23 protein-coding genes are annotated in these 26703 nt (G+C 49.9%); 6 read left to right on the forward strand and 17 right to left on the reverse strand.

Going from position 1 to position 26703, the window contains the following annotated elements; translation table 11 throughout:
* Positions 1–150: 150 nt before the first annotated feature.
* Positions 151–945, reverse strand: a complete 795-nt coding sequence (locus CRO57_RS06310) for a tetratricopeptide repeat protein (protein WP_097152465.1) — start codon at positions 943–945, stop codon at positions 151–153.
* 438 nt (positions 946–1383) lie between these two features.
* On the opposite strand from CRO57_RS06310, the gene ppk2 reads away from it, so the two are divergent.
* A complete protein-coding gene (gene ppk2, locus CRO57_RS06315) occupies positions 1384–2412 on the forward strand; it encodes a polyphosphate kinase 2 (protein ID WP_097152466.1) in 1029 nt (342 codons plus the stop codon).
* A 67-nt stretch (positions 2413–2479) separates the two neighbouring features.
* Here ppk2 and CRO57_RS06320 read toward each other — a convergent pair whose 3' ends face one another.
* The 4 genes from CRO57_RS06320 to lpdA form a co-directional block, all read right to left on the reverse strand.
* On the reverse strand, positions 2480–2938 hold the full coding sequence (locus CRO57_RS06320) for a type II toxin-antitoxin system RatA family toxin (protein WP_097152467.1): 459 nt from the start codon (positions 2936–2938) through the stop codon (positions 2480–2482).
* 24 nt (positions 2939–2962) lie between these two features.
* A complete protein-coding gene (lipA, locus tag CRO57_RS06325) occupies positions 2963–3943 on the reverse strand; it encodes a lipoyl synthase (RefSeq protein ID WP_097152468.1) in 981 nt (326 codons plus the stop codon).
* 116 nt (positions 3944–4059) lie between these two features.
* A complete protein-coding gene (locus CRO57_RS06330; RefSeq protein WP_097152469.1) occupies positions 4060–4299 on the reverse strand; it encodes a GlsB/YeaQ/YmgE family stress response membrane protein in 240 nt (79 codons plus the stop codon).
* 174 nt (positions 4300–4473) lie between these two features.
* Positions 4474–5871, reverse strand: coding sequence for a dihydrolipoyl dehydrogenase (gene lpdA / locus CRO57_RS06335; RefSeq protein WP_097152470.1), 1398 nt, complete (start codon positions 5869–5871; stop codon positions 4474–4476).
* A 169-nt stretch (positions 5872–6040) separates the two neighbouring features.
* Here lpdA and CRO57_RS06340 point away from each other — a divergent pair, with 169 nt between their 5' ends.
* Positions 6041–7261 (forward strand): MFS transporter, encoded by a 1221-nt coding sequence (locus tag CRO57_RS06340; protein ID WP_097152471.1) that lies wholly within the window; start codon positions 6041–6043, stop codon positions 7259–7261.
* 58 nt (positions 7262–7319) lie between these two features.
* On the opposite strand, the gene CRO57_RS06345 is transcribed toward CRO57_RS06340, so the two are convergent.
* From CRO57_RS06345 to CRO57_RS06360, 4 genes are all read right to left on the reverse strand, one after another.
* Positions 7320–8672 carry a pyruvate dehydrogenase complex dihydrolipoamide acetyltransferase gene (locus tag CRO57_RS06345; protein WP_097152472.1) on the reverse strand — a complete coding sequence of 451 codons (1353 nt, stop codon included), beginning with the start codon at positions 8670–8672 and terminating at the stop codon, positions 7320–7322.
* Between the two features lie 11 nt (positions 8673–8683).
* Positions 8684–10072 carry a pyruvate dehydrogenase complex E1 component subunit beta gene (locus CRO57_RS06350; protein WP_097152473.1) on the reverse strand — a complete coding sequence of 463 codons (1389 nt, stop codon included), beginning with the start codon at positions 10070–10072 and terminating at the stop codon, positions 8684–8686.
* A gap of 25 nt (positions 10073–10097) precedes the next feature.
* Entirely contained in the window at positions 10098–11150 is a 1053-nt protein-coding gene (gene pdhA / locus CRO57_RS06355) for a pyruvate dehydrogenase (acetyl-transferring) E1 component subunit alpha (protein WP_097152474.1), read from the reverse strand.
* Positions 11151–11318: 168 nt separating this feature from the next.
* Complete coding sequence (locus CRO57_RS06360; protein ID WP_097152475.1) at positions 11319–11630, reverse strand: FtsB family cell division protein; 312 nt, start codon at positions 11628–11630, stop codon at positions 11319–11321.
* 427 nt (positions 11631–12057) lie between these two features.
* Here CRO57_RS06360 and CRO57_RS06365 point away from each other — a divergent pair, with 427 nt between their 5' ends.
* The 3 genes from CRO57_RS06365 to CRO57_RS06375 all read left to right on the forward strand — a co-directional run bounded on the left by CRO57_RS06365 (position 12058) and on the right by CRO57_RS06375 (position 17188).
* Entirely contained in the window at positions 12058–14853 is a 2796-nt protein-coding gene (locus tag CRO57_RS06365) for a DUF2339 domain-containing protein (RefSeq protein WP_097152476.1), read from the forward strand.
* Positions 14854–15053: 200 nt separating this feature from the next.
* Complete coding sequence (locus tag CRO57_RS06370; protein WP_097152477.1) at positions 15054–16616, forward strand: UbiD family decarboxylase; 1563 nt, start codon at positions 15054–15056, stop codon at positions 16614–16616.
* Positions 16613–17188 carry a UbiX family flavin prenyltransferase gene (locus CRO57_RS06375; protein WP_097152478.1) on the forward strand — a complete coding sequence of 192 codons (576 nt, stop codon included), beginning with the start codon at positions 16613–16615 and terminating at the stop codon, positions 17186–17188. Before CRO57_RS06370 ends, CRO57_RS06375 begins: the two co-directional genes overlap by 4 nt.
* 636 nt (positions 17189–17824) lie before the next feature.
* Here the strand turns inward: CRO57_RS06375 and CRO57_RS06380 are convergent.
* From CRO57_RS06380 to CRO57_RS06390, 3 genes are all read right to left on the reverse strand, one after another.
* On the reverse strand, positions 17825–18769 hold the full coding sequence (locus CRO57_RS06380; RefSeq protein WP_141401196.1) for a hypothetical protein: 945 nt from the start codon (positions 18767–18769) through the stop codon (positions 17825–17827).
* 211 nt (positions 18770–18980) lie between these two features.
* The gene (eno, locus tag CRO57_RS06385) at positions 18981–20261 is read right to left on the reverse strand and encodes a phosphopyruvate hydratase (RefSeq protein WP_097152480.1); all 1281 of its coding nucleotides are present in this window, start codon (positions 20259–20261) and stop codon (positions 18981–18983) included.
* Between the two features lie 122 nt (positions 20262–20383).
* On the reverse strand, positions 20384–20896 hold the full coding sequence (locus tag CRO57_RS06390) for a GNAT family N-acetyltransferase (RefSeq protein WP_210200770.1): 513 nt from the start codon (positions 20894–20896) through the stop codon (positions 20384–20386).
* A gap of 78 nt (positions 20897–20974) precedes the next feature.
* On the opposite strand from CRO57_RS06390, the gene CRO57_RS06395 reads away from it, so the two are divergent.
* Positions 20975–21961 carry a DUF1835 domain-containing protein gene (locus tag CRO57_RS06395; protein WP_097152482.1) on the forward strand — a complete coding sequence of 329 codons (987 nt, stop codon included), beginning with the start codon at positions 20975–20977 and terminating at the stop codon, positions 21959–21961.
* A gap of 102 nt (positions 21962–22063) precedes the next feature.
* On the opposite strand, the gene CRO57_RS06400 is transcribed toward CRO57_RS06395, so the two are convergent.
* From CRO57_RS06400 to tpiA, 5 genes are all read right to left on the reverse strand, one after another.
* Positions 22064–22246: a hypothetical protein gene (locus CRO57_RS06400; RefSeq protein ID WP_097152483.1), complete on the reverse strand. Its 183-nt coding sequence runs from the start codon at positions 22244–22246 to the stop codon at positions 22064–22066.
* A 184-nt stretch (positions 22247–22430) separates the two neighbouring features.
* Positions 22431–23267: a 3-deoxy-8-phosphooctulonate synthase gene (gene kdsA, locus CRO57_RS06405; protein ID WP_097152484.1), complete on the reverse strand. Its 837-nt coding sequence runs from the start codon at positions 23265–23267 to the stop codon at positions 22431–22433.
* Positions 23268–23428: 161 nt separating this feature from the next.
* Positions 23429–25060 (reverse strand): CTP synthase, encoded by a 1632-nt coding sequence (locus tag CRO57_RS06410; RefSeq protein WP_097152485.1) that lies wholly within the window; start codon positions 25058–25060, stop codon positions 23429–23431.
* A gap of 278 nt (positions 25061–25338) precedes the next feature.
* A complete protein-coding gene (secG, locus tag CRO57_RS06415; RefSeq protein ID WP_097153245.1) occupies positions 25339–25719 on the reverse strand; it encodes a preprotein translocase subunit SecG in 381 nt (126 codons plus the stop codon).
* Between the two features lie 203 nt (positions 25720–25922).
* Positions 25923–26681 (reverse strand): triose-phosphate isomerase, encoded by a 759-nt coding sequence (gene tpiA / locus CRO57_RS06420; RefSeq protein WP_097152486.1) that lies wholly within the window; start codon positions 26679–26681, stop codon positions 25923–25925.
* Positions 26682–26703 lie beyond the last annotated feature (22 nt).

Here is a 26703-nt window from a genome sequence, read left to right on the forward strand (position 1 = left end):
CTAGACCAAAGGCCAAAACAACACGGTCAGAAAGCTTGACTGCATTTTTAGCCTAATGTCGAGCAGATTTTTTGCATAACGAGAATTTTGCTCAATCGGCAATACAATTTTTCAGAAAATTACAGATAGTCAGAGATGGCGCCGAGCAGCTTAACGCCCTTTGCCGTTCACCCAGTCTTCAGCCAAGGAGACAGCAATGCGACGGGTTTCACCATCGGCCAGAGCAAAGGCGGCTTCCTGGCGATCACGAACATCGACATTCTCTCCATCCAGCATACGGGCAATGGTCAGCCATTTCAGACCATTGACGGGCTGACGTGGAATTTTCTCACCGGCCAACAACAAATCACCCAATTGCAATTGCGCCATGATATGACCCTTGCGTGCGGCCTTATTCAGCCAGCGAGCAGCCTGTTTTGGATCTTCAGAGGCGCCACTGCGGCCAAGATAGTCCAGCCCCAGATGATATTGCGCATCAGGATCACGGAAATAGGAAGCAGCATAATACAGGAACTCTCGTGCCTTGCCTTGATCCCGTTGAACCTTCTTATCGATTCCAATGGTCAGAAATTCGCTTAGCTTGACGAAGGCATTGGACACATAGCGCGCTTCAACAGAACCTGGACGCGCATCACCAAACCTTACAACGATTTTTTGAAAAATATCGAATGCCCGGCCATTGTCCCGCTCGACCCCGTCGCCATCTGCATACATCCGGCCCAGTTTCCACTGCGAGGCCATATGTCCATTGGAAGCTGCATAAGTCAGTGCTTCAAAAGCAGTGCTTTTGTCACCATTCTGATAGGCTTGTGTACCAAAACGAAAGGCATCAACTGTCGCGGTTTCTCCACTCGTCATAGAAGATGGATCAAACGCATGTGCAACATTCACTGTCGCCAAGGCAAGCAGACCTGCACAAGCTATGTTTCGAAAAGTACACATCATAACTTTTTTCGTCCATCTTCCGGCAATGCGCTGTCTAAGCTGGCAACGCTACACCACCGCTCTATCTCTTGTCTAACCCATGGCTATGGCTCAATTGCGGCAAGTCTGTCACAAAAATGTTAAGACAGACCCAACCCAAACCATGATGCCACACCCAACGAGTGCCCAAAGCGCAACAAGCATCAGAGAAAGATGCCATCCTGTGTCTCGGGCGAATGGAGATATGGCCGCATAATGTGTTCGAAGGCAGGCAAATCCAAGCCTCATTACATGTCTTGAGACTTTTTTAACCAGTCGTGACTTTTCTGCAACTTTCACAGTGTATGAATTCGTAAAACCACAGTGACAATTGATACATGTCATAGCCAATATAAGGAAAAATGCAGATAAATCTCATAGACATTTTAACCAGTTCTTTTTAGTCAAGTGGGAGAGAGAATGCAGGAAACACCATCCACAAAACCAACCGCCACAGCCACCTCGGTCAAGCCAACTTCCACTGTATCGGCTTCTGAGAGCAATAAGGCCTCATCTGCGACTTCCAAGTCGATGGAAACCAAACCTGCATCTATTGCTGCAGAGGCCAGATCGCAAGAGGCTGAGATTCCAAACCCTGCCGGTGAACCAGGTGATGCACGCCGCGTTTTTGAGCAGGGCGTTTATCCTTACAAAACCAAAATGAAGCGCCCTGCTTATGAAAAGCAAAAGGCTCTCCTTCAGGTGGAGTTGTTAAAGGTACAGCGCTGGGTCGAAGAAACTGGTCAGAAAATCGTCGTTATTTTTGAGGGACGAGACGCGGCTGGCAAGGGCGGCACCATCAAACGTTTCATGGAACACATGAATCCGCGTACGTCTCGTGTGGTTGCCTTGAACAAGCCGTCTGAGCGTGAAAAGACCCAATGGTATTATCAACGCTATATCGAGCATCTGCCAAGCGCAGGCGAAATGGTGCTGTTTGACCGCTCCTGGTATAACCGAGCAGGTGTGGAACGGGTCATGGGCTTCTGTACACCTTCTGAATATCTGGAATTCATGCGTCAGACACCTGATTTTGAACGTATGATCTGTCGCTCCGGTGTCCGATTGTTCAAATATTGGTATTCTGTTACTCAGGAAGAGCAACGTCGTCGTTTTGCATCTCGTGAACTGGATCCATTGAAGCAATGGAAGCTCTCACCAATTGACAAGGCATCACTCGATAAGTGGGATGACTATACCGAGGCCAAAGAGGCCATGTTCTTCTATACCGATACGGCGGACGCTCCCTGGACGGTGATCAAATCAAATGACAAGAAACGTGCTCGCCTGAACACCATGCAGCACTTTCTGTCCTCCTTGCCATATCCAAACAAGGATCCACGCATCGTAAATGGACCAGATCCGTTGATTGTGGGACACTCCAGTCATGTGATTGGTGAGGATGCGCATATACTTGGGAAAAGCCTGCATCCGAACTTGAAACGCTAGAAAACAGATACAACAGATAAAAAGCCGCGCTCATAATGAACGCGGCTTTTTTGTCCAATCATCTGGCTCAGGCGGAACCATAAACGGCATCAGCTCTCTGTTCGAAGGCAACAGAAAACTTATTGAAGGCCTTATCAAAAACAGCCCCCATCAGTCCAGCCAGCACACGATTGCGAAACTCATAATCGATATAGAACCTGACCCGACAAGCATTTCCCTCTTCCTCGACAGGAGTGAATGTCCAGCGGTTCTCCAGATGCTTGAATGGACCGTCAAGATATTCAACCAAAATCTCCCGTGTGCTTGGGCGCATGGTAACTTTGGAAGTAAAGCTTTCACGGATCATCTTGTAAGCAACTGTCATGTCGGCAACAATGATTTCATCATCACCAACACATTTGCGACCCCGTATATGCAGTGCCTGACAAAGCGGAACGAATTCCGGATATCTCTCGATATCAGCCACAAGTGCATACATACGATCTGCTGAATGCTTTACCTTGTGGCTGGTGTCAAATTTAGGCATGGATTTCGAACTTTCACATTGCCCTTAGTGACCGAGTTTTGTCTGACGCGCTGCTTTGAGTTTGGCGAAATCTTCGCCAGCATGATGCGAGGAGCGGGTCAACGGGCTAGCTGAAACCAACAAGAAACCTTTGGTATAGGCGATGGTCTCATAACCCTTGAACTCTTCTGGTGTCACAAAACTCTTTACCGGATGATGCTTCTTCGTTGGCTGCAGATATTGCCCGATAGTCAGGAAATCCACATCAGCAACGCGCAGGTCATCCATCAACTGCAGAACTTCATTACGTTCCTCGCCAAGACCTACCATGATACCAGATTTGGTAAACATGGTCGGATCCAGTTCTTTTACCCGCTGCAGCAGGCGAATGGAATGGAAGTAACGAGCACCCGGGCGTACTTTCAAATAATTGGATGGCACCGTCTCCAGATTGTGATTGAACACATCTGGCTTGGCTTCCACCACGGTTTCCAAAGCCCCCGGCTTACGCAGGAAATCAGGTGTCAGAACTTCAATGGTCGTCTCTGGAGATGCTTCACGAATAGCATGGATTACTTTGGCGAAATGCTCTGCACCACCATCAGTCAGATCATCACGATCAACAGAAGTGATGACGACATGCTTCAAGCCCATCTGCGCAACGGCCCTGCCAGTATTCTCTGGTTCCTTCTCGTCCAGTTTGCCCGGGATACCAGTCGAGACATTGCAAAAGGCACAAGCACGGGTGCAGATCTCACCCATGATCATGAAACTCGCATGGCGCTGAGACCAGCATTCACCCATATTTGGACAACCAGCCTCTTCACACACAGTGGTGAGGTTGTTCTCCTTCACGATACCGCGCGTCTCTTTATAGACCGGAGAGCCTGGTGCCTTCACGCGAATCCAGCTTGGTTTACGCAATACGGGATTGTCCGGCTTATGGGCCTTCTCTGGATGACGCACACGATCAACAGCAGGCTCGACGCCTGATTTGTTTGAAACGGTATCGATAAGTGTAACCATGCATATATTTCCTGACCCGATAAGGGTTCACATGACCGGGTGATGCCAATTGGTCCGAATTGGCATCAATAGTCCCGATCTGGTCCAAGTCTGACGGTCTTCAAGGAAGGATCCGTTTAACTTCTGATCTTCTGATAGATAAACAGCACCAGGATTGCACCGACAGTAGCCACGATCATGGTATCGATAATTCCACCCGCCAAGCGCAGTTGCAACAAATCAGCTAGATAGCCGCCAACAAAAGCACCAACAAGGCCAACACCCAAATTCATGAACAAGCCATGATTTGACTTGGTGACCTTCTCAGCAATAAAGCCAGCAATGATTCCGATAACAATCCAGCCTAGAAAACCCATGACCGCAATTCCTTATATCTGATGTAAAGACGTACCCTACCCAATTAGCTCTTACATAGCATCTTTTGACCAAGGTTCAAGCGAACCTTACCGCGCCTCACAAACATCCATTGCATGTGAGGCGCTGCCGATCAGAATGTATGCAATCAGAAGCATGACATCATGGAGCGCAAATTAAGTATGGATCACACGATCATAAGCGTCCATCACACTTTCATGGATCATTTCAGAGAGTGTTGGATGCGGGAAGATCGTATGGATCAATTCTTCCTCTGTTGTTTCCAGATTCATGGCAATAGCAAAGCCCTGAACAAGCTCTGTTACCTCAGCGCCGATGAGATGAGCACCCAACAACTGGCCGGTCTTGTTGTCAAAGATCGTTTTGATCAAACCATCTGGCTCGCCAAGTGCAATCGCCTTTCCATTCCCAATGAACGGGAAGCGACCCACACGAATTTCATGACCAGCTGCTTTTGCCTGATCCTCTGTCAGACCGACAGATGCAATCTGAGGGTGACAATAGGTACAGCCAGGAATCTTGTTCTTATCCATGGCATGAACATTTGGAAGACCCTTGATCTTTTCAACGCATATCACGCCTTCATGCTCTGCCTTATGAGCCAGCATCGGAGGACCCGCGACATCACCAATAGCGTAAATACCCGGAATATTGGTACGACCATAACCATCAACGACAACACAGCCACGATCAGTTTTTACACCCAACTTCTCAAGACCCAGATTTTCGACATTACCGACAACACCAACGGCGGAAATGATACGATCCGCCTTCATCGTTTCAGTCTTGCCACCTTTTTTCTCAATCGTAGCAACCACATTGCCTGAACCTTTGGCTACACCGGTTACCTTGGCTTCGGTAAGAATTTTGATGCCTTGCTTCTCAAGACGCTTTCGAGCAAGCGCTGCAATTTCTTTATCCTCGGCAGGCAATATCTGAGGTACCAGCTCAACAACGGTCACATCCGCGCCCATGGTTTTGTAGAAGCTGGCAAATTCGATGCCGATGGCACCTGATCCAACCACCAAAAGAGATTTTGGCATCTTATCCGGATTGAGCGCTTCAAAGTAGGTCCAGATATGTTTGCCATCAGGCTCCAGACCCGGCAATACGCGAGGGCGCGCACCGGTTGCCAGAATGATATGCTTGGCTTGATATGCACCAGCATCATCACCCTTCACAGTCAGGCTTCCCTTGCCTGCCAGTTCTGCAGTACCTTTGATTACGGTGACCTTGTTCTTCTTGAGCAGGAAGCCAACTCCGGTATTCAGCTGCTTGGAAACACCACGGGAACGGGCAACAACGGCCTTGAGATCGAAGCTTGGGTCTTTGACAGAGAGGCCATAGTCAGAAGCGTGGTTCATATAGTGAAAGATCTCCGCTGAGCGCAGCAGGGCCTTGGTCGGGATACAACCCCAATTCAGACAAATGCCGCCTAGATCACCTTTTTCGACAATCGCGGTCTTGAAACCCAATTGTGAAGCGCGGATCGCAGTCACATAGCCCCCAGGGCCAGAGCCCACAACGATCACATCAAATTCACTTTGTGCCATATCCCAGATCCCTTTATATTGCCTGTCAATTCCGTTAGGGCCGTTTCAACCCAAGTTCTCTTGTTTCTTTCCAAAAAGCCGGTACAAGAAGCCAACTTGCCCCTGCCCGTCTTCAATTTCTTGGTTGCAATCTCACTTCGAGATTCATAACTTTCAGGTAAACCAGCCAATGTCGTTCGCATCGATCACATCAATCAAGCCCCGATCCCTGATCCTGCTTTGCCTTAGTCAGGTGGCTGTCCTTTCTCTTTGGTTCTCAGCTTCCGCCGTTGCTCCAAGCCTTGCTCAAGAATTCAATCTCTCCGGCAGCGACATCGCGTTGCTTTCGTCCATGGTTCAAGCTGGTTTTGTCGTCGGCTGCCTGATCAGCGCCGCACTTGGCCTGGCTGATCGAACCGACCCGCGCCTGCTTTACGCCATTTGCGCGCTGACCGGTGCCGCCGCAAACTACGCATTCATTTATGTAGAACCAGGCACCAGCCTGTCCGTTTTCTTGCGTTTGCTTACCGGCGCAGTCATAGCTGGGGTCTATCCCGTTGGGATGAAAATCGCCATGAGCTGGGCGGGCAAAGATGCAGGTCTTCTGGTTGGAGCACTTGTTGGCTCGCTGATGATCGGCTCTGCGGCCCCCCATCTCCTCGCCTTTTGGGGAAATGTAGACTGGCGCGCGGTGCTCTCTGCAACCAGCTGGATTTCTGGCCTCGGCGGCCTTACTGTTCTTTTGGTTGCCATCGGCCCGAACTATGCCAAATCGCCAAAATTCCAAATGGGTCTGGCTTTTCAGGCTTGGACGAACAAGCCCATTCGCCTCGCTAATTTTGGCTATTTCGGCCATATGTGGGAGGTCTATGCCATGTGGGCCTGGATTGGCATCTTCCTTGGTGCCAGCTTTGAAGCTGCCGGTCTGGAAAATGCCCAAAGCTGGGCGTCCCTGATGGCCTTCTTCTCCATTGCGGCCGGCATGCCCGGCTCCGTTCTTGGTGGAATGATCGCAGACCGCGTTGGCCGTACGGTTATGACCAGTGCCGTGCTTGCCATGTCGGGATTCTGCTGCTTGATCATAGGTCCAGCCTTCGGCGGATCGATTGTTCTTGTCAGCCTGATCGCTCTGTTCTGGGGTGCAACTGTCTCCCCCGATAGCGCTCAATTCTCGACATCCGTTGGTGAATTGTCCAAACCAGAGCACAGAGGCACGATGCTGACCATGCAAACAGCCATCGGCTTCACCCTCGCTCTTGTCTCTGTACAACTCATGCCACATTGGATCGACCTTGTTGGCTGGCAATGGGCCTTCACCCCGCTGGTTGCAGGCCCGGTTTTCGGAATCGCCTCCATGCTAAAACTGAGACAACTCCCCCAATCCCAGCAGCTGGCAAATGGTCGCCGCTAAGATAATATTGCCCTCCAAGGGCTGGTCGCCCTTGGAGATTTGCCTTTTTTGCTGAAACTTAAACCAGCATGCCCATTGGGCTTTCCAGATAGCCCTTGAAGGCAGCCAGAAGCTCAGCACCCAATGCACCATCAACCACACGGTGATCGCAGGACAAGGTCACTGACATCACGGTCGCTACTTTCAGCTCATCACCATCAACAACCGGACGCTTTTCACCCGCACCGACAGCCAGAATGGTGCCATGTGGTGGGTTGATCACAGCCGAGAAGTTCTTGATGCCGAACATACCGAGGTTGGAAACCGCAGTTGTACCACCCTGATATTCTTCCGGAGCCAGTTTTTTGTCACGAGCACGACCAGCCATGTCTTTCATCTCGCCGGAGATGGCAGACAGAGACTTCTGCTCGGCCTTGCGGATAACTGGAGTGAACAGGCCATCAGGAATGGCAACCGCCACACCAACGTCGGAATGCTTATGAATCAGGCGAGAGCCTTCAGTCCATGTTGCATTGGCCATCGGCACTTTCTGAAGCGCGAGAGCCATGCCCTTGATGATGAAGTCGTTGACGGACAACTTGTAGGTTGGCTTGCCATTTTCATCAGCCGGGGCTTGACCATTGACCTGCGAGCGCAGAGCCAACAGAGCATCCAGTTTCACATCCACACTCAGATAGAAATGAGGAACAGTCTGCTTGGATTCCTGCAAACGCTTGGCGATAACCTTGCGCATACCGGAATGAGCCATTTCCTCATAGGTGCCATCTTCATAAAGCGCCTTGATGGCATCATCAGACGGAGCAGATGGTGCAGTTGCAGCAGCAGGCGCAGATGGTGCAGTTGCAGAAGCAGAAGCTGCGGCCTGAGCCGCTGGTGCACTTGCAGAAGCGGTACCGGAAGAAATTGCAGCATCCACATCGCGCTTCACAATGCGGCCTTTTGGACCGGTGCCAGTGATCTTGGAGAGATCCAGATCATTCAGCTTCGCAAGGCGACGAGCCAGCGGTGAAGAGAAGATGCGATCACCGGCAGCAGAGGTTGCTACAGGACCAGCAGAGACATCTGCACCATTTGCAGCAGGAGCAGCATCAGCCTTTGGAGCTTCTTCCGCCTTGGCTACAGGAGCCGGTGCCGCCGCCGGAGCAGCGTCAGCGGCAGATGCGTCTTCGCCTTCTTCCAGAAGAATGGCAATCACTTCATTGACCGGCACCGCTTCTGTACCTTCAGCAATCAGGATCTTGCCAATGGTGCCTTCATCAACAGCTTCCACTTCCATGGTCGCCTTGTCGGTCTCAATCTCAGCGATCACATCGCCGGCGGTAACCTCGTCACCTTCTTTCACCAGCCATTTGGCCAGATTGCCACTTTCCATGGTCGGAGAAAGGGCAGGCATCGTAATAGAGATGGGCATTTTCTTTCTCCTTAGGCGCTATAGGTAACCGCTTTGGCCGCAGCAATCACTTCGCCAACATTTGGCAGAGCCAGCTTTTCGAGATTTGCAGCATACGGCATCGGCACATCTTTGCCGGTCACACGAGCTACTGGTGCGTCCAGATAATCAAACGCATGTTCCATGATGCGGAAACCAAGCTCGGAAGAAATGGAGCATTGTGGCCACCCTTCTTCCACGGTCACACAGCGACCGGTCTTGATGACAGAGCGCAGAACGGTATCCATGTCCAAAGGACGCAAGGTACGCAAATCGATGACCTCGGCATTGATGCCTTCCTTGGCCAGCTCTTCAGCAGCCTGCAAGGCATAAGTCATGCCGATACCGAAGGAAATGATGGTCACATCATCACCCTTGCGCGCAATGCGGGCCTTACCAATCGGCACGATATGATCATCGATATCCGGAACATCGAAGCTTTGGCCATAGAGAATTTCGTTCTCAAGGAAGACAACTGGATTGTCAGACCGGATCGCTGCTTTCAGCATGCCTTTGGCATCCGCTGCACTATATGGCTGCATAACGATCAGACCTGGCACCTGACTGTACCAAGCAGAATAGTCCTGACTGTGCTGAGCTGCCACACGAGCCGCTGCACCATTGGCGCCACGGAACACGATCGGGTTGGTGATCTGGCCGCCAGACATATAAAGTGTCTTGGCAGAAGAGTTGATGATGTGGTCAATCGCCTGCATGGCAAAGTTGAATGTCATGAACTCGACAATCGGGCGAAGGCCAGCCATCGCAGCACCAGCAGCAAGACCAGTAAAGCCATGTTCGGTAATCGGAGTATCGATCACGCGCTTGGCACCAAACTCGTCCAGCATGCCCTGGGTGATTTTATAAGCACCCTGATATTGAGCAACTTCCTCACCCATCACAAAGACGCGGTCGTCCTTGCGCATTTCTTCTGCCATCGCATCACGAAGTGCTTCTCGAACGGTGGTACTCTTCATTGGAGTGCCTTCTGGAATTTCAGGCTCTTCCTGAACATCTTCCAAAGTCACAGGTGCAGCTGGAACCGGAGCTGCAGCTGGTGCTTCTACCGCAGGTGCGCTATCAGCGGCTGTTGCTGCAGGAGCTGCAGTCGCAGCATCGTCCAAAGCAGAAGCGTCTTCGCCTTCTTCCAGGATCAACGCAATCAGGCTGTTGACCTTTACGCCTTCGGTGCCTTCGGCGATCAGAATCTTGCCGAGAGTACCTTCCTCGACAGATTCCACTTCCATTGTGGCTTTATCGGTTTCAATCTCCGCGATTACGTCACCAATCGCGACCTCATCACCTTCTTGCTTGACCCATTTGGCCAGATTGCCCTCTTCCATGGTTGGCGAAAGAGCTGGCATCAAAACTTGAATTGGCATGTCTTATGTCCTTCTCAATTTCGCCTTAGAGATCTTCTTCAATGGTAATGTCGGTCCAAAGTTCAGATTCTTCTGGCTCCGGATCGGTTTGCGCGAACTCAGCAGCCTCGGAAACGATGGCGCGGATCTCTTTGTCGATGGATTTCAAATCGGCCTCGGACGCCATACCAGCGTCAACAAGACGCTGACGAACCTGTTCGATGGGATCGTGATCATTGCGCATCTTCTGCACTTCATCCTTGGAACGATATTTCGCAGGGTCAGACATGGAGTGACCACGATAGCGATAAGTCAGCATTTCAAGGATGTAAGGGCCCTTGCCTTCACGAGCCCATTGAATGGCACGCTCGGCAGCAGCCATCACAGCGCGAACATCCATACCATCGACTTGCTCACCTGGAATGCCGAAGGAAGCGCCGCGTTCGGAAAGATCGGTATTGGATGATGAACGCTCAATCGAGGTTCCCATACCATACTTGTTATTTTCGATGATATAGATTGCTGGCAGGTGCCAGAGCTTGGCCATATTGAAGCTCTCGTAAACCTGTCCCTGATTGGACGCACCATCGCCGAAATAAATCATGGAGACATTGTCATTACCGCGATAGTGGTTGGCGAAAGCAAGACCGGTACCGATGGAAACCTGAGCACCTACAATACCATGGCCACCGAAGAAGTTTTTCTCGCGGCTGAACATGTGCATGGAGCCGCCTTTACCCTTCGAATAACCGCCACGACGACCGGTCAATTCGGCCATCACACCCTTTGGCTCCATTCCGCATACCAGCATATGCCCATGGTCACGATAGGAGGTAACAACCTGATCCCCTTCTTTGGAGGCCATCTGCATACCAACGACAACAGCCTCCTGACCAATATAAAGGTGACAGAAACCGCCAATCAGGCCCATGCCATACATCTGGCCGGCCTTTTCCTCGAAACGGCGAATGAGCAACATTTCACGATAAGCGTGAAGTTCCTGATCCTTATCGAATTCTACAATTGTGCGATTGATTGCGGAGCGAGCGCCCCCTTTATCGGCGCTTTTCTTTGCGCCTCCAGATGCGGATGCTGGCATATATATGTGCCCCCTTCAAGCGTTTCCCGTGGGTGAGAGAATAAAGCAGATTCCCAAACCCTGCAAACATTGAAAATGGCAGCAATACTTACCTAAATTATGGAAAAATTACAGGAAATTCATATTAACTGAAATTAAGTTCATTATAAAAAATAAACTTATTTCAAGTTAATTATTAAATATAACCATCTCATCAGGATGAGCCATATTCACATAAAGACGCGCCCGCTCATCCATCATATCAGGATCAAGTGTCTCCCGACGGAAAAGAGCAATGCGATGCTCTTGCACTTCTCGCTCCTGACGCAGAGCCAGCAAATCAGCTTCCAGCACATCAACCTTCAATTTCATGTCCGCAAGCGCATAGGCGCCATAGCCGCCATTCAGCGAATGAAAGACGAAATAGCCAATCAGCAGAAGAAAGAGAAATGGTAGCACCATCTGGCGCAATGCAGAATTTTTTCTTTGGCGAGTTGCCATGCCGTACACCCTACACTTTCGGCTACCAGGGTGGTACGCAAAACCAAATCCGCCCCGGTTCAGGACCTATTTAGCCCTCACAGCGTTAACAAAGGCTTTCCGAATATAAAAAAGGGTGATTTTTTTGGTATATGAATTATTAACAAAAACAACAAGTTAATGATTGATTGACAAAAAAATAGCAGGTGTAAATTCCAAATACTCGCGGTCAATCACGCATATTCCGCATATTTGAAACCGGTATATAATTGGATGCCAATCCCCATCTCAATATCTGACAACACCCTCCATCTGTTTGATCCAATCATTTTCGTCGATCTGCATCCCGGGTAATTTACTGTGCTGGATCTGAACACCACTCTTGACCTATGCTTCCCCCTAACTCAAAACTGGCAAGCACAGATATTCAATATATTGGTTCTGCGATATGGATTCAGGTTTGGTTCTCATTGGGCTAATCGCCCTCGGTGTTGTTTTCGGTCCTATCGTGATCTCGATCATTGCCTGGCGAAAGGTTGACTACCTTTCCACGCAGCTTGATTCACTGCAAAAGGAAACTCAGCTACACAAAGAGAAGATTAAATCATTGGTTTCCGCTCAGCATCAAAAAACAACTGATGAGCAACCCATTCCCTCTAACCAGGAGGCGACTGTTCCTCAGAGACAAGGTCAGTCCGACCAAAAAGAGCAAGTAGCAACAAGTCACCAACCAGCTCATAGCCATGAAGACAACCAGATTTTGGCAGCACAAACCTCGCAAAGCATCATCCAATCCTCTCATGAAGCGACAACAGCAATCGATACGGAGCCAACAAACCAAGATGAACTGGTACTCTCACCCTCCACTCCTTCAATAGAAGAAAAGATCGGTACACGCTGGGCCGTGTGGGTTGGTGGAGTGGCACTCGCGCTTGGTGGTGTTTTCCTTATTCGGTATTCATTGGAAGCAGGTTTCTTTGGCCCAACGGTAAGACTAACCTTGGCTGCTATTTTGGGCTTTATCCTCATGGGTGCAGGAGAATTTTTCCGACGCAAGGAGCTAGCCTCGCCAATCTCTGGTCTTGAGGCAGCATCCATACCGCCCATTCTTACATCCGCCGGCATTGTGGCCCTTTACGGTGTAGCCTATGCAGCATTTGCTCTATATGGTTTTATTGGCGCAGGTACGGCCTTCGCTGTCATGGCAGCAATCTCTGCATTATCCCTCATCACATCTTTACTACATGGCCCGTTTCTCGCAGGTGCTGGCTTTCTCGGTGCGTATGCAACCCCAATACTAGCTTCCACCGGCAGTGGCGATATTCCCTCACTCTATTTTTATCTGATAGCCATCTCCATTCCCGTCATCATCCTGGCTCGCATTCGCCTCTGGTTATGGCTCATGAGAAGCGTGATCATCGCAACACTCGGTTGGGCGCTGCTCACTCTGCTCGGCGAATATGGCCATGAAACTGTCAGTCATGCGCTTTACCTGATAGCGTTGGGCTTGATATTCTCGGCAGCCCTTTTTTGGTCTCTCCACCCAACATTGAACGAAAATAAAAACGATCAAGGCCAGGATTGGATGGCATTTGCTACTTTTGCAGCGCTATCTGCATTAGCTTTTGCGCATTACGCCAGTGCTCCGAATGATCTGGCGCTGCAAGCAATGATAACCACATTGGTCTTGTTACAGCTTGGTCTGGTTTGGCAATGGTCCGCCGCAAACAGTTTGTTGGGATCGGCAGGTTTGCTTGGTTTTCTCGCGATCCTCGCAGGCCCGGATATAATTGAACAAGCAAGTAATCTGGAACGGATAGCGGATGTATTCATTCTGCAGATCTATTCCGAACAGCGCATGGCACTGATCCTCAAGGCAATCAGCGTTGCAGCTCTTTTTGGAGGGGTTGCAAAAATTGCCATTCCCAGGCTCTTACCATATGCAACCAGAACAGCAACGGGTTGGGCTCTGGCAGGGACAATTCTGCCAGTAGTTACTCTGATTGCCGTTTATCTGATCCTGACCCGTTTCGAAACCTCAATGCCTTTTGCCATCGTAGCTATCGGACTGGGCCTAATCTTTTCATGGATATCGCGTGAATTGCTACAAGGAGCAGCCGGGCGCAGATTGATCACCGCGATATATATCATCGCCGCACTAAGCAGTGGCGCACTTGGTCTGACAATCGCAATGGAGAAGGGCTGGCTTACTGTTGCCCTGGCTTTCACCACACTTGGAGCAGCTTTCACTGCCCATCGTCTCAAAATCTGGCAAATTGGCCCATTTGCAGCCCTATTGGCACTCATAGTCGGCATCAGACTTTTCCTCGATCCATTGATCGTTGGTACCGACGTTGGCAGGACACCCATTTTCAACTGGCTTCTTTGGGGGTATGGCACTCCAGCTCTTTGTTTCTATGTCAGTGCATCCTATTTGCGCATGAAAAATGCTCCATCATGGCCCACTCAAGTCCTTGATGCATTATCTATGGTTGCCGTTGCTGCATTGGTCGGTTTTCAGGTCCGACACACAATGAATGACGGCGCTATTTTCATCACCACGACAGGTCTTGCCGAAGTCGCCATACAAAGCATGATGGCACTCAGCCTCTCGATTGGTTATGGTCGAATATCTTCTCGTATGTCCAACTTGATTATGAGACAAGGGAGCCTTTGCCTGGCCATCATTGGCCTCGTCATGATGGTTATCCTACTTGCAATCAGATACAATCCCGCCTTATCGTCGCAATCCGTTGGCGAGGGTCATATCTTTAACCTCGTCAATTTAGGCTATTTGCTACCTGGCCTGTTAACGGCTTGGTTGGCAAGAGAATCTCAAACTCTGAACAGGCCGATCCATTTCACGATCATCACAAAAAGCGTTGCTGGGTTATTTTTGTTTTTATGGCTCAATTTGACGGTTCGTCATGCTTGGCAAGGCGATAATCTACTCCTGACAGACGGCATTCCCGACGGTGAATTCTATTCTTACTCGGCAGCATGGTTGTTCAGTGGTATACTGTTACTCGTTGTTGGAATTTTCCGTCAAAATTTCCTCTATCGAAAAATCTCTGCAGCACTGATAATTCTTGCGGTATTAAAGATCTTTGTTCTCGATACGGCTCAACTGGAAGGCGTACTGCGTGCATTGTCCTTTATCGGTCTTGGCGTGGTTCTGATTGGGATCGGCTTACTCTATCAACGTCTATTGTTTGGTCAGAAAAGCCAGAAAAAGCCAGCCTAGCAAGCGACCAACAGGATTTTAACATACTGAAAAAACTTATACTTTGCACTTGATCCCAGTCAAAGACGAAAACTCGCCGCAGTGAGAAACTTGCCCAAATTAGGGCAACCTTCTTCGAAGCCTTCCTATCATGAAGTTCTTCTTCATCACGGATACATTGGAAGAGCCAGGTTGCATCACCCGTAAAACCGAGGGCGAATATGTATTCGCGCACCAAACCAGTTTTTACCTGCTTGCGAGAGTTTTTGGACTATTGCCAAAAGCGCAATGCCCTGAAGGTCATTGAGGAACCCGTCTCGATGCATCTGGAAGCAACCGAATTGCAGAGACGGTTTCTGGAGCAAAAGGGCCCCGCTCTCTTGCTAACCAATCCAATTCTGGCCAATGGCAAGCCAAGCAAGGTTCCAGTCCTGCTCAATCTGTTTGGAACCGTCGAACGTGTAGCATGGGGCCTCGGTTGTGAACCTTCCGAACTGGAAGACTTCGGAGAATTCCTCGCCTTTCTTCGCCAACCTTCTCCACCAGCACGGTCTGAGCTCGTTCAAAGCGCTACATCCTTGCTGAAGGCTGCAAGCTCTCTTCGTGGCAAAGTTAGCCGCAAGGCATCCTGTCAGGAGGTTGTTCTGACTGGGGACAATCTCGATCTTGAACAATGGCCCATACAAGGCTGCTGGCCGGGAGAACCTGCCCCACTGATCACTTGGCCTATCGTCATTACCCGCCCGCCAAATGCACTCGAAAAAGAAGGTGGCAGCAGCGAAGCAGGCTGCAGTAAACAGGCCATAAAATCCTATAATTGGGGCATCTACCGCATTCAAACTGTGGGCAAAGACAAAGCCATCATGCGTTGGCTGGCCCATCGAGGCGGCGCGGCGCATCATAGACAATGGCAAAAGCTGAACGGTGGCAAAGGGTGTGCCATGCCTATTGCCATCGCGATTGGCTCTGATCCTGCAACCATTCTGAGCGCAGTGACACCGGTCCCGGAAACGCTTTCGGAATCTCAGTTCGCGGGTCTCTATCGCGGCAAACCCACTGAGCTCACCAAGGCTGTTAGCCAGGACATTTTGGTCCCGGCCAATGCCGAGATGATTATCGAAGGAACTGTGAGTGCGCAAGACACTCTGCCCGAAGGTCCCTATGGCGATCACACAGGCTACTATAATAGTGTAGAGCCCTTTCCCGTTCTCACCATTACAGCCATTACGCACCGCAAGAACCCGATCTATCTCTCCACTTTTACCGGCCGAGCGCCAGATGAACCTGCGGTGTTGTCTGAAGCCTTGAATGATGTCTTCCTGCCTCTGGTGAAACAAACCTTCCCGGAAGTCGTCGATTGCTGGCTTCCACCAGAAGCATCAAGCTATCGCATCGCTGTCATTTCCATCGACAAGCGCTATCCCGGACAGGCACGGCGCATCATGATGGGGCTTTGGTCGATGCTGCCGCAATTCAACTATACCAAGCTGATCATCGTGGTCGATAAGCACATCCACGCCAGAAACTGGCAAGACATCATGTGGGCCGTGGCAACCAAGTCAGATCCTTCACGCGACCTCGTCACCATTCACGACACTCCCATAGATTATCTCGACTTCGCCTCACCCAAAGAAGGTCTGGGTGGCAAACTGGGCATTGATGCGACTGACAAGATTGGCAGCGAGACAGATCGGGAATGGGGTGAAGAATTGGCGATGGACGAACGGACTGTTAATAAGATTGATCAACTCATGGCAGAGCTCAATCAGGAGACAAAGCAATGACGCAAATAAGAAAAATCGGCATTGTCATCTCCGGCGCCTCCGGATCAATTCTTGCTTTGTCTGCCTTGCGCATTTTGGCAGATTTACCGAACACTGAAAGCCACCTGATCGTTACTGAAGGCGGACAACGCACCTTGGAATTGGAACTCGAACCGGAAGAAGTCTCCGAAATCCCATATCTTTCAGAGAAGGTCAATGAGGAACAGGATCTTGCAGCATCCATCGCCAGTGGCTCAAATGCCCTGGATGCCATGATCATTTTGCCCTGCTCCATCAGAACACTATCCGCAATTGCCTATGGACAAACCGACAGGCTCTCAATCCGCGCTGCTGATGTGATGCTGAAAGAACGCCGGCCGCTCGTTCTGGCAGTGCGAGAGAGCCCACTTCATTCCGGTCATCTTCAATCCATGCAGCAGGTAACCCAAATGGGCGGCATCATTGCACCACCGGTCCCGGCTTATTACCTGAAACCGCAGACAATTGAAGAAATTGCCTTGCAGAATGCAGCGCGCGTGCTCAACCTGGCGGGATGCAACGTGCAACAGCAATTGGTTCGCTGGGAACGCTAACCCAGCCAAAGGCGCGATGGGCACAATAATCCAGGCTAGCTCCCATTAGATCACAAAACTCTGAAGACCAAGATCTTACGGCGATCGAGCATATATTTGCCCTCGCAGATATCGTTGCCTGAGGCAACCTTCGTCTTGTTGCATCGATCAAAACAACATCACTCAGGCTTCGCAGATCAGCCCTCTTGGCCACAGCATCAATCATATATGGGAAAGACCAAATCTATTTACGTCGTGTTAAACACAACGCGGTTAGACATCTGCATCTCCTCAAAACTCGCTCCGACACTTGATGTTAAATTTCATATAAAATGAAATGATATATTTTCATTGCATACGAAACAAAAAATGTCCTTCGTTTGCAGTTGAAGCAAGACTCAGAGTTCTTTTGAAATTTTCATGAGAAATCGATACAGCAACTCCACTCACCTTAATGAGCGGATAGCAGTCTTTATCGTTCAATCGGTTCATTAAACGACATAATCTGAGCAACCAAAAATTTGGTTGGCCAAACAAGCGCCATAACTCGGAGAAACGACCAACTCACCACCAAGAATGAGCCGATGTAATAAGTTCCAAATAATCTGAAAAACTTACGTCATACCTGAACAAGAGCAATTTTAGGACGCGAACTCATCAGGCTTCGAGCATCCGATTGCGGCGGAATGGATTCTTGTCAAACCACAACATCAGCAATCGGATAACAAGGAACGTCAAAACCAGGCGGCCGAATAGAAGCATCCAGACATCTCCACCCACAGCGACCATGATTGCAGTATCTTCAATCAAACTATGACAAAGCGATAACCAGCAAAGCGAGTAGAATCTGGCTTCCTTGGAAATGGATCCATCATTGGCGCGGGCAATGATCAGTCCGCCCCCATAGGAAAGCCCCAGCAGAATCCCGGTTGTCGTGATTGGCGTAACAGATGGATCAAGCCCGGAAATCTTCAGCAATGGAGCCAGCAACTTGTTGATCCATTTGGTGACATTCAACCAATCAAGAAGATCCAATCCAACCAAAAGTGCGACAAGAATAATAAAGAGAAAGCCCAATCCCTGCAAACTGGTCATTGCCCATTCCAGATGTCCAACATCAGGCTGGCCAAGATATTTGAAATGCTCAATTGATTGAGGCTCATTCAAATAGCCGGTTGTTTTTGCGATCAGATCAATCAGCCAGCACGCCAAAATTCCAACGGCAAGACGCAAGATGACAGTGCCCCAAAAACTAGCTCCTGCCTTACGAACAATGGCCTGTTCAATTGGCAGGGCATGCGTAATCAGAATGAACATACAGATTGATGTAATTTGAGCGGCGGTTACTTCGTGACCAATCAAAACCGGAAAGGCAGCAATCGCGCCATATACCCCCATCAAAGCCGATGTAATGAAAATCAACGCCGCCTCAGCAGGTAAATTTACATACGACATTGCTGGTTCAAACCATGGAACAAGTAAATCAATCCAGCCCATACTTTCAGCAACACGAAGCATAATCATGATGGGAAGCATGATCTTGATAAGTTCCCAAAATGTAGAAAGGCTCAGCCGCGTCAGTTTGACGAGATAGGATGTCATCACATCGCTCATGAAAATGAGAAATAAGGGCAATCGAAATTGCAGGTGGGACTTGTCATGTCGCATGCATCGCAGCGCTAAGCAAGTGGAAATATCTCTCGATCGGCCCCTCTCAAAAGAGATTCGTCGGGCAAAAAAATCCGGCACTCGAACGAAGTGCCGGATCTTTAGTTTATCAGATCACTCAAATACCAAGGGTATGAATGAAAGGCTAGTCGCGCTTTTTCAGAATGGAGCGACCAGCATAGATTGCCATTGGGCCGAGCTCTTCTTCAATGCGGATCAGCTGATTGTATTTTGCCAACCGGTCGGAACGAGCCAAGGAGCCGGTTTTGATCTGGCCGCAATTGGTCGCAACGGCCAAATCGGCAATGGTCGCGTCTTCGGTTTCACCAGAACGGTGAGACATAACAGCGGTATAAGCAGCTTTATGAGCTGTCTCAACAGCATCCAAAGTTTCGGTCAGGGAACCGATCTGGTTCACTTTCACGAGAATTGAGTTTGCAGCGCCCATATTGATGCCATCGCGCAGACGAGCAGAGTTGGTTACGAACAGATCATCACCGACCAGCTGACAACGATCACCAACCTTCTCGGTCAGCAACTTCCAACCGTCCCAGTCATCTTCTGCCATGCCATCTTCGATGGAGATGATTGGATATTTATCAACGAGTGCAGCCAGATAGTCGGACATGCCAGCGCTATCCAGCTCTTTGCCCTCACCTTTCAAGTGATACTTGCCATCAGAGAAGAATTCAGTGGAAGCGCAATCAAGAGCAAGATAGATATCTTCGCCAGCCTTGTAGCCAGCCTCTTCGATGGATTCCATGATGAAATCCAGAGCAGCTTCCGTGGATTCGATGTTTGGAGCAAAACCACCTTCATCGCCAACATTGGTGTTGTGACCAGCTTTCTGCAGACCCTTCTTGAGGGTGTGGAACACCTCCGCGCCCATACGAACAGCATCTGCCATAGTTTCGGCGCCCACAGGCATGATCATGAATTCCTGTACATCGATCGGGTTGTCCGCATGCTCACCACCATTGATGATGTTCATCATTGGAACCGGCAGGGTACGAGCATTGGTGCCGCCAACATAACGATATAGCGGAAGACCAGCGGCATTTGCTGCAGCCTTTGCAACTGCCATGGATACGCCAAGGATCGCATTTGCACCAAGACGCCCTTTGTTGTCGGTACCGTCGAGATCATGCATCGCTTCGTCAATCTGGATCTGATTTTCAGCTTCCAGACCAATCAGAGCGTCGAAAAGATCGTCATTGACAGCTTCAACAGCTTTACGGACGCCCTTGCCCAGATAACGCTCTTCACCATCGCGCAGCTCAACAGCTTCGTGAGCACCAGTAGAAGCGCCAGATGGAACGGCAGCACGGCCAAAAGAGCCGTCTTCCAGAATAACGTCAACTTCTACGGTTGGATTGCCGCGGCTGTCCAGGATCTCGCGACCCAAGATGTCGATGATAGCGGTCATGGTATATCCTCATTACGTGGATCAAGGGAGTTCAGATGCTTGCTGTCTACCCAAAAACCACCGAGATTCCTAGTGAAAAATGCGAGATTTACAGCATCACACCCATATGCACAGCGATAGCGTTAAACCAGTCTCTTTTGGAGAACGTGAAGGCCATCTCCGCTCTCAGGATGGACCCTCTCACCGGTAACATGAAAACCCAATTTCTTGAGAAGGGAGAGCGACGCGTCATTCTCCAATGATGTTATTGCCATCAGTTCCCTCATACCCAAATCATTCAAGGCATGAGCAAGCACCATTTGACAAGCTTCAAACGCATATCCTTTTCGCCAGTGATTGGAATGAATGGCATATCCAATATCAATCAGCTCCAACCAATCGCGCTTGAGTAAACCGCAAAATCCAACTGGCGTCTGACCCTCATCATTGAGGCAGATAAGATACATGCCGAACCCATTCTTATCATAGCTAGCCATGAACACTTCTCGACAATGCTCAATGGTATCATCAAGCGTTCTCAATCCCCTATCGCCAATCATGGCGTAGTAGGCAGGCTCATTCATAAGTTCGAGCAAAAAGGCAGCATCACGCTCATCAATCTTGCGCAACACAAGACGTTCGGATTTTGCAATCATTTGAATACCTCAAAGGATGAGACCAAGACTGGCCGAATCAGGTAGGAGATAAACCTAGATTAATTGGCAGGACGAATTATGAAAACGCTCATCATCACCAACGGCGACAGCGCTGCGGGCATTCTGAGAGAAGCAGGCATTGGCGATACCATCCTGCCATGGCGGGATGTTCTACATGAAGGGCCCATTCCTGATGCCGATGATGATCTGTTTGCCAAAATCCGAGCCAAACATCATGCCAACGGCGCCAGCCAAAACGCAGATGATATCTTTCAGGATTTCAGAGACCGCAATGAGATCCTCAAGAACCATCAGGAATTCGATCGGATCGAGTTATGGTTTGAACACGATCTCTATGATCAGTTGCAGATCTTGCAGATTCTCGATCATCTGGCCCGTCTGAAGCGGGTTCATTCCGTTTTTCTGGTCCAAGCCCCTACATATCTGGGTACACAAACTCCCGATAACATCGGTCGTTTCGAGGAGCTTGGTCTTCCGGTGCTCGACAGCATGTTCTCGTTCGCCAGCAAAGCTTGGGAAGCCTATAGAACAGCAGATGCCCCCAACCAGATCAACATCCTGCGCCAAGGGCCAATTCCGGGTTTTCCCTTCATGGGACAGGCCCTGAAACGCTGTCTGGAAGAACTGCCCGGTAAAGATGGCCTTTCACGCACCGAACGTCAGATTCTCTACACGCTGGACCGTGGCGTCAATCGCCCAGGTATGCTCTTTGCGCAGGTCCTGAATATGGAGGAAGCTGCCTTCCTTGGCGATTGGAGTTTCTTCAAGATCCTCAGTGATCTGCAATTCTGCACGCGTCCCGCCCTTACCGGCCTGCCACAAGAATTCAAACCCAAGATCTTTGCCAATGATGATCAACGCAAGGAATTCATTACATCCCAGTTACACCTGACCGACTTCGGCAAGAAGACACTGGATCAACAGGCAGATTTTCTGATGGAAAATGGTTTGCATCGCTGGTGGGGCGGTTGCGAGCTAACCAGTACCAATCACTGGCGCTGGGATGACGAGATCGCAAGTCTCATTCATCACAAGGCCCACTAAGCGTTATTCAATATAGATTCATGAAATGCAAAAAAGCAGCCCTGATATCAGGAGCCGCCTTTTTCTTTTTGGTCTGCATCTACAAACGCAGATAAAATCCATTCAGCCTCGGGTCATGATCACCAGAGCGAACAAAGAACCGAAAGACAAAGCAACCGCAGGAATGACAATTGCAGGATAGCCAAAAGTGAAAATGGCCATACCCCAACCGGCCAGAACCAGCAAAGCAACAAGAGTTGCCAGTAGTGAGCCTTTGGTAAATTCAGTTTTTGTCGCTTCGCTCATAATCTAAATCCCGGTGCTAGATATATATGGCAAACTGCGTAAGAAATTTGCCGTAGAAAATTTGTCCGCACACTAAGGATTAAAACGAACATGTCCATACGGAACCTTTGCACTGCAACAATAGGTCGCAGTGCAAGTGTTTAGTTGTTCGATTTCGAATATACTTTAGATTGAACGAGGGCTATCAAGCACCATTTTTGGCAAGATTATCAAATGCCATGAGGGTCTTGAGCAGATCCTGCAACTCTTGAACAGGGATCATATTTGGTCCGTCACATGGCGCATTATCAGGATCCTGATGGGTCTCGAGAAAGACACCGGCAACACCAACGGAAACCGCAGCACGAGAGAGTGTACTGATAAACTCACGTTGACCACCGGACGAACTGCCCTGCCCGCCAGGCTGCTGAACCGAATGGGTGGCATCAAAGATAACCGGTGCGCCGGTCTCTGCCATGATTGGCAGGCCACGGAAATCAGTAACCAGCGTGTTATAGCCAAAGCTGGTCCCACGATCCGTCAGCATGACATTGGCATTACCGCTTTCGGTCAGTTTTGAGACCACATTGCGCATGTCCCAAGGTGCCAGAAACTGACCTTTTTTGACATTGATAACTGCGCCGCTCTTCGCAGCTGCAACCAGCAAATCGGTCTGACGACACAAAAAGGCCGGGATCTGCAAAATATCGGCGACTTCTGCCGCTGGTGCACATTGATGCACCTCGTGAATGTCAGTGACGACCGGAAGACCAAACTTCTCTTTGATTTCCGCAAAAACCTCAACCGCTTTCTCCAGACCAATGCCGCGTGCCGCAGTCAGACTGGTTCGGTTGGCTTTATCAAATGAGGATTTATAGACAATGCCGATACCAAGATTGTCACTAATCTCTTTCAATGCTGCCGCCATTTCCATGGCATGGTCGCGGCTTTCCATCTGACATGGACCAGCCATGACAGACAAAGGCAAATCGTTACCGAATTTGACAGAACCGGCAGAAACAACTGAGTTAGGTGCAGACATAAAAGCTCTCATTGTGCTGGTGGGGCCAGATCGCAAAGACATATGAGCCCAGGATCGAAGCGAAAGGAATCACGGCTGAACCATGAAATGCAGTCGCGGCAAAAACATGGCAGCAAAAGCAAGAAAGCAGGGTAACCCCTGCCTTCTCATATTTCCAAATCCTAGACCAGTCGGCTCTGCTCAAGAGCGGCTGAAATAAAGGACGAGAACAGTGGATGCGGATCAAACGGGCGAGATTTCAGCTCCGGATGATACTGGACCGCAACGAACCATGGATGATCAGCAATCTCGACAGTCTCCGGCAATACACCATCCGGAGAGAGGCCCGCAAAGATCAAACCACATTCTTCCAACTTGTCCTTGAAGTCGATATTGACCTCATAACGATGGCGATGGCGCTCGTGGATAATTTCGGAATCATAGATATCCGCAATCTTGGAACCAGGCTTCAAATGCGCCTCATAGGAACCAAGACGCATGGTGCCACCCAGATCCCCATCCTGACTACGGGTTTCCTTGGCATTGCCCTTCGACCATTCGGTCATCAGACCAACAACGCTGTTCCTCGCATCACCAAACTCGGATGATGTCGCGTCTTGGATCCCAGCCAAATTGCGAGCTGCTTCAATAACCGCCATCTGCATGCCAAAACAGATACCGAAATACGGGATCTTGTTTTCACGTGCATAGCGAACAGCTTCAATCTTGCCTTCAGAACCACGCTCACCAAATCCACCTGGCACCAGAATGCCATGCACATCACCAAGCTGTTCGGCTGGATCCTGTCCCTTTTCAAAGGCATCGGACTCGATCCACTTCAGATTGACCTTCACCTTATTGTCGATGCCGCCATGATAAAGCGCTTCGATCAGGGATTTATAAGCATCCAAAAGCTGGGTATATTTACCGACAACCGCAATCTCAACTTCCCCTTCAGGGTTGTTGATGCGATCCATGATGCCTTCCCAGATCTCGAAATTCGGTTTTGGAGCACCATCAATACCAAAAGCCGCCAATACTTCATTATCCAGCCCTTCGGCATGGTAGGAAAGTGGCACCTGATAGATGGACTTCACATCCAGCGCCTGAATAACCGCTTCCGGCCGTACATTACAGAATTGGGAAAGCTTGCGACGCTCACTGACCGGAATTTCACGATCACAGCGAACCAGCAGGATATTTGGCTGAATACCAATGGAACGCAGCTCTTTCACGGAGTGCTGGGTTGGTTTGGTTTTCAGCTCGCCCGCACTTGGAATATAGGGCATCAGAGTCAGATGGATATAGACCGCTTGACCACGTGGCAGTTCATTGCCCAACTGACGGATCGCTTCGAAGAACGGAAGCGCTTCGATATCACCAACCGTGCCGCCAATCTCACACAGCACGAAATCATAATCTTCGTTGCCATCGAGAATGAAATTCTTGATCTCGTCGGTCACATGCGGAATCACCTGCACCGTGCCGCCAAGATAGTCCCCACGACGTTCGCGGGTAATGATGTTCTGATAGATCCGACCCGTCGTGATATTGTCCTGCTGATTGGACGGACGACCGGTAAAGCGCTCATAGTGACCCAGATCAAGATCTGTTTCCGCGCCATCATCGGTCACGAAGCATTCCCCATGCTGGTAGGGAGACATCGTACCGGGATCAACATTGAGATAGGGATCAAGTTTACGTAGCCGAACTGAATAGCCACGTGCCTGTAGAGCCGCCCCAAGAGCCGCAGACGCAAGCCCTTTGCCGAGCGAGGACACCACACCGCCAGTAATGAAAATATATCGCGCCATGGACTCGTAGATTACTTCTCTTTGGTGGGAAATGCCAAATCAATTCCCAAACCGTCCAAAAGAAAATCACGACCGGAAGTCAAAGCCAGCCCCCGAGCCGGATGATCTCAAGAAAAAGGCCGCATCCATCCCCTGACTTCCAGGCTCTTGGCAACCTGGCAAGGATCGATCCAGCACTTGCACAATAGAAACCGGCCCCCACTCGAATCAAAAGAAAACGTGCGAGAGCCGGTTTGAAACTTCATGATCAGGCCATCTAACATAGCCCAGTCTCAACCTTACTGAGAGGTTGGAACCTGTGGGCCGCTCTGGCTACGCTGCTGCAGCTCATCCAGAATGCCATTGCCGCCAGCTGCTGGCTGACCTTCACCAGACTGGGTTTCAGTCTGTGCAGGAACATTGTCCAATACATCGCTTGGCTTGTCACTGACACGGGCCAGAATGGTCAGAATCAGCGAAGTAGCAAAGAAACAAGCGGCCAGAATAGCCGTTGTCCGGGTCAACAGGTTGGCTGCACCACGACCGGTCAGAAAACCGCCGCCACCGCCGCCGCCACCACCACCAATGCCCAGAGCGCCACCTTCAGAGCGCTGCAACAGGACCACAACAACCAGTGCGGCCACAACAAGCAGGTGGATGACAATAATTACCGATTCCATGCTTTTTACGTCTCTATCATAGCGAAATCGCAGTTTTGAGCCATTTTCGCTCAAAACCGCGACCGCATTATCATTCATCTTGGGCGTCTTCTACAACAAGCCGCCGCAGGATTCCAGTCTTTCCATGCGCTTTTATGCATTTGGGTGGGAAGAGATGCCTTTGCAACCCCTGCCCCACACAAAGAATTCACATGTAGAAATCGTTACTTGTATGCAGCCATGATACCGAGGAAGTCTGCCGCCTTCAGGCTGGCACCACCAACAAGAGCACCATCTACGTTGGCAACACCCATCAACTCGGATGCATTGCCGGGCTTTACAGAACCACCATATAGAAGACGCATGGAAGAACCTTCGTCACCAAAGGCTTTGCTCAGCTCTTCACGCATGCAAGCATGGACTTCCGCAACATCATCAGCGGTTGGCGTCAGGCCCGTACCGATTGCCCAGACAGGCTCATAAGCAATCACCGAGTTGGCTGCGGTTGCTCCAGAAGGGATGGAGCCAGCCAATTGTGCTTTGATCACATCAAGGGTCTCACCGCTCTTGCGCTCTCCCTCAGTCTCACCAACGCAAATGATGGCAACCAGATCTTGAGCCCAGACAGCCTCGGCTTTGGCTTTGACCACTTTGTTGCTCTCACCATGGTCAGCACGACGCTCGGAGTGACCAACAATGATGGCAGACGCACCAGCATCAGCAAACATTTCAGCAGACAGATCACCAGTATGAGCGCCAGAGCCATTGACATGACAATCCTGCGCACCAATTGCGACAGCACTACCACCAGCAGTCTGGGCGAACTGAGAGACAAGCGTGGCAGGTGGGCAAATCATGCTATCAACCTTGGATGCCAAATCAGCGTCATATCCACCAATCAGAGCTTCCAGCTCCGATGCGGCCGCTTTCAGACCATTCATTTTCCAGTTACCAGCGACGAGTGGCTTGATAGCAGCGCTCATGGATCATTCCCCTTCATGCAAA

Origin of the sequence: Cohaesibacter gelatinilyticus, from assembly GCF_900215605.1 — a bacterium.
Classification (GTDB): domain Bacteria; phylum Pseudomonadota; class Alphaproteobacteria; order Rhizobiales; family Cohaesibacteraceae; genus Cohaesibacter; species Cohaesibacter gelatinilyticus.